Source organism: Pigmentiphaga sp., from assembly GCF_019689535.1.
Taxonomy (GTDB): Bacteria; Pseudomonadota; Gammaproteobacteria; order Burkholderiales; family Burkholderiaceae_B; genus Pigmentiphaga.
Genome location: NZ_JADGHH010000238.1, coordinates 1 through 4,619 on the forward strand (window position 1 = coordinate 1; position 4,619 = coordinate 4,619).

The window sequence follows — 4,619 nt, forward strand, 5'->3', positions numbered from 1 at the left end:
GGGGCTTGGGGGTAGCCAGACGCGTCATTCAAACTCCATGTGGACACTGTCCATTATCTCTGATAATTTATGTGAACACTGTCCACAATCCGCGCACCTTCTTCCTGCACCCTCGTTTCGGCAATCCCCTCCAAGGAGTCGACATGCAAGTCCAGCCCTATTTGTTCTTCGAAGGCCGCGCGGAAGAAGCGGCCGAGTTTTACGGCAAGACCCTCGGCGCAAAAGTCGTCATGATGATGCGCTTCAAGGACAGCCCGGCACCGCCGGACGAGTCATGCGCGCCTCCGCCTGGTTCGGAAAACAAGATCCTGCACATGGCGCTGCAAGTCGGCGACACCCTGGTCATGGGGTCGGACGGCATGTGCAAGGGCCCTGCCGAGTTCAAGGGCGTAGCCTTGTCCATCAGTGCGGCCGATGACGCGGAAGCCGAGCGCCTATTCGCCGCGCTGGGCGATGGAGGCCAGGTGCTGGCGCCGATGACGCCCACCTTCTTCTCGTCACGTTTCGGCATGGTGGCCGACCGCTTCGGCGTGACCTGGATGGTGGTGGTGGCCTCCTGAATTCACCCGCCGTCCCGTGGCAATGCATAGGCGATGACATAATCGCCCGCCTTCGTGCCCAGCGAACCGTGGCCCCCGGCCACGACCAGCAAGTACTGCCGTCCATCCTCACCGAGATAAGTCATGGGCGTCGCCTGGCCGCCTGCGGGCAGGCGACTTTTCCAAAGCTGTGCCCCGTTGCGCACGTCGTAGGCCCGGACGTAATAGTCGAGCGTGCCGGACAAGAAGGCGACGCCGCCCGCCGTCATGACGGGTCCACCTAGGTTCGGCACACCCATGCGAAACGGCAGCGGAAGAGGCGAGCTATCGCGAACGGTGCCGTTCTTGTGTTTCCAGACAATTTCGCCGGTCCGCAGGTCTGCGCCCGCCACGTATCCCCACCGCGGGGCCTGGCAGGGCAGTCCCAGCGCCGAAGTAAAGGCGCTCAGCCTGACGGCGAACGGTGCACCGAAATTTTCATTGAGGGAAGGCAGGCTGTCGTGGGGGCGGTCGCGCCCCTGTACGTAGAGTGTCGTGTCGTCCTGGCGCGGGATCAGCTGCGAGACGAACGCGAGATAAGTCGGCGTGGTGAATGCGATCTGGCGATGTGGGTCGACGGCGATGCCGCCCCAGTTGAAAACCCCGAAATTCCCCGGGTAGACCAGTGATCCTTGGGTCGAGGGCGGCGTATACCGGCCCTCATAGCGCAGCTTGCGGAACATGATGCGGCACGCCAGCTGGTCGAAGAGGGTGGCACCCCACATGCTCGCTTCGGTCAGCGGCGGCGGATCGTACGACAACACCGAAACCGGCTGCGTGGCGGAGGTGCGGTCTCCGCGTGCGGCCCCCTGCGGAACGGGCTTCTCCGAGACGGGCAGCACCGGTTCGCCCGTACGCCGGTCGAGGACGAAAACCTCGCCCTGCTTGGTGGGCTGCACCAGTGCAGGTACGGTCGCCCCGCCGACATTCAAATCGATCAGGCTGGGCTGCGCAGGCACGTCGTAATCCCACAAGTCGTGATGCACGGTCTGGAATGACCACCGCACCCGGCCCGTATCGAGGTCGAGCGCGACCACCGACGACGAGTACTTCTCGGCGCCCTCGCTGCGATTCCCGCCCCATTGGTCCGGCGGTTGATTGCCGAGGGGGACGTAGACCATGCCGAGATCTTCGTCCACGCTCGATATCGACCAGCTGTTAGGCGAGTTGGCGGTGTAAGTCCGGCCGTCCCCGATCGGCGCAGTGTCGTCTGGGTTGCCGGAATCCCAGTTCCATACCAGTCGGCCGGAACGAATGTCGAACGCACGGATCACGCCGGAGGCCTCGTTCACCGACACGTTGTCGAGCACCGTGCCCCCCACGACGATCAGGCCCCGCGCCACCACGACAGGAGAAGTCGAGTAATACGACCCCGGCTTGACATTAGGCATGTTGCGCCACAGGTCGATCTGGCCGGTTCCGCCGCCGAAGTCGGCGCATACGGTACCGTCTTCGGGATTGATCGCGATGATCCGGCCATCCGCCGTGGGCATGAATAACTTAGCCGCGCACGATGCGGAAGTGGGGCCGTCCCGGGCGGCAATGGACGGGCCAGGCCCGTCAGCAGCGAAAGGTACGGGCGCATCCGAAGCGGGACGTCCAGCGGGCGCTGCACCTTCCCCCTCCGGCGCCGCAGCTGCGACTGCCATCGCATCACCTGCAGATGCTCCCGAGTAGTACGACAAGCCCCTGCACGTCAGATGCTGCAGGGCCAGTTTTTCCTGGACATGCGGGTCGTAGCGCCACAACTCCTCGCCCGAGGTGGCGTCCAGCGCAATCACGGACTGATGCGGCGTGCACAGGTACAGCCGATTGCCTATCTTCAGCGGCGTGACCTGGAACGTCGTCTCCTCCGGATCGCCCTCGCGGCCGCGCACGTCCCCGGTTCGATATACCCACGCCTCTTCCAGTCGCCCGACATTGTCCGGCGTGATCTGGGCCAGTGCCGAATAGCGCTGGCCGTAGCCGGTGCCGCCGTAGGCCGTCCATTCGGATTCGGCCACCCGGCTTCCGGGGGCTGGCGCCGGCCCAGCATCGCTCACCACGCCTTCGATCTTGTGCGGATCCACGAACCACGAAACGATGCCCACCGCCAAGAACAGGCCGAGCGCGACCGTGAGTGCAGCGCGTCCCGCCTTCAACGCCGCGGAGGGCGTGCCGGACATCGACGAGGGGGACGCCGCGTCAAGCCGACGGCCTATCCATGGCGTCAAGAGGAATAGTCCTATCAGGAACACTACGTCCCCGCGTGCAGCGAGCGGCCACCAATCGAGGCTGGCCTCCCACAGGGCCCAGAGCAAGGTACCCAAGACCAGGGCAGCGAAAATCCACAACGCTGACGCACGGCGGCGCGCCAACTGTACGCCGCATGCCAGCATGGCCGCCCCTGCGACGAGATAGAACCAGGACCCACGCAACGCAATGAGCCAGGCGCCGCCCACCGCCAGGGTGATGCCACACAAACCAACCACCAGGCCGGTCGCGATCAACAATCCGTAACGGGGAGCCGAATGCATGAGGATCTCCTTGGCAGCGTCCGAACAAGTCGGTGCTGGCAACAAGTTTCGTGCCCGTCCGGCCGACCCCATGACGGTGCTAACATGCATGGGCCGGCCAGCCGGGCGATGCGCCTGTAGCCAGGCAGCCCCCGCCTTTCCGTGCGCCGCGCCGGACGTACCGTGCCTATCTGGAAAACTCTGCTGCTCCGCCTTATCGCGCTGGCTCAACGCTATCCGGGCACCATCGCGGTCTTCGGCTTCATTTCGGGCATCGTCAGCTTCGTCACCGTCGATCGCCACGAGGCCTTCGCCCGCGTCATCGCGATCGTCATGCTAGTCAGCTGGGCTTGGCTGATGATCGAACAGGCCTTGCGCAAACGCATTGCCCAACGTTTCGGCTGGACCATACCCGTCCCGGTACTCCGCTACGTCACGCAAATGATCCACCAGGAAGGGTTGTTCTTCGTCCTGCCCTTTCTCTACACGGCCACTACGTGGAATAGCGGGCAGGCCTTATTCACTGGACTGCTCGGCACCGCCGCCCTCATCGCCCTAGTCGATCCCCTTTATTTCAAGTGGCTCTCGACCCGCCGCTGGCTCTTCCTGACTTTTCACACTTTCACGCTTTTCGCGGTCTTGCTCACCGCGCTGCCACTGATCCTGCGCGTCCCGACCGGCGATAGCTATAAGCTGGCACTGGGAGTGGCCGTGCTGCTGTCCTTTCCGACGCTTTCCGAGCTGCTGTCAGTCGAGGCGCGATGGCGCAAATGGGCTGCCGTCGGGCTCATGGCGGCATTGGGTTCCGCCGGGTGGCTGGCCCGGCCGTGGGTTCCCCCCGCCACGCTGTGGTTGACCGAGGTTGCGATCTCGACGGAGCTGGACCGCAGCAAAATGGAGGCCGGCCACCGCGTGCAATCGATACGACCGGAGCAGCTGCATGCCCGGGGCCTTTATGCGTACACGGCGATCAATGCTCCGCTGGGCCTGAGAGAGCACATTTACCACGTGTGGATACACAACGGCAGGGAAGTGGACCGCATCGCGCTCGATATCCGCGGCGGACGCAAAGAAGGTTATCGCGCCTGGACGCACAAGCAGAACTTCCCCGCCGACCCGCGCGGTCGCTGGCAGGTCAAGGTGATCACGGATGCCGGCCAAATGATTGGCACCCTCCGGTTTCGCGTGGAAAACGACGCGCCCGACGCTCAAGTCCAACCGCCGGAACCGGCGCGTCCAGCGCCCGGCGCCGACCCCACCCATGCGGACGAAAGCGCTGCGGACGAACCCGCGGCCACGCCCGGTGCGGGAGCGGCATTGCCAGCAAAACGGCCCGGCCCCCAGCCGGAGGCACCCGCTCCCTCGCCGGGCCCATAGTTCAAAAGCTGTGGTTCAGGCCCACGCCGACATTGGTGCGGCTTCCTTCGTTGGCCGGACGCCCGTGCCCGAGCCCCACATAGAGCTTCGTGCGGGGTGACAATGCATACGATGCACCGGCGCTGACATAATTCGTCGCGCCGCTTTGTCCGTATCCCTGGAAATCCCG

General features: G+C 64.6%; 3 protein-coding genes. 2 read left to right on the forward strand and 1 reads right to left on the reverse strand.

Features of this window, described 5'->3' with window-relative positions; all coding sequences use genetic code 11:
* Nucleotides 1-143: 143 nt before the first annotated feature.
* Nucleotides 144-560, forward strand: a complete 417-nt coding sequence (locus IRZ12_RS15790; protein WP_296470429.1) for a VOC family protein — start codon at nucleotides 144-146, stop codon at nucleotides 558-560.
* A 2-nt stretch (nucleotides 561-562) separates the two neighbouring features.
* On the opposite strand, the gene IRZ12_RS15795 is transcribed toward IRZ12_RS15790, so the two are convergent.
* Complete coding sequence (locus tag IRZ12_RS15795; protein WP_296470432.1) at nucleotides 563-3,094, reverse strand: glucose/quinate/shikimate family membrane-bound PQQ-dependent dehydrogenase; 2,532 nt, start codon at nucleotides 3,092-3,094, stop codon at nucleotides 563-565.
* A 162-nt stretch (nucleotides 3,095-3,256) separates the two neighbouring features.
* Here IRZ12_RS15795 and IRZ12_RS15800 point away from each other — a divergent pair, with 162 nt between their 5' ends.
* The gene (locus tag IRZ12_RS15800) at nucleotides 3,257-4,450 is read left to right on the forward strand and encodes a DUF5924 family protein (RefSeq protein ID WP_296470436.1); all 1,194 of its coding nucleotides are present in this window, start codon (nucleotides 3,257-3,259) and stop codon (nucleotides 4,448-4,450) included.
* Nucleotides 4,451-4,619 lie beyond the last annotated feature (169 nt).

Excerpts from the sequence above, each read along its gene's own strand:
- IRZ12_RS15790 (WP_296470429.1), top strand. The coding sequence starts at position 144 with ATGCAAGTCCAGCCCTATTTGTTCTTCGAAGGCCGCGCGGAAGAAGCG.
- IRZ12_RS15795 (WP_296470432.1), bottom strand. The coding sequence starts at position 3,094 with ATGCATTCGGCTCCCCGTTACGGATTGTTGATCGCGACCGGCCTGGTG.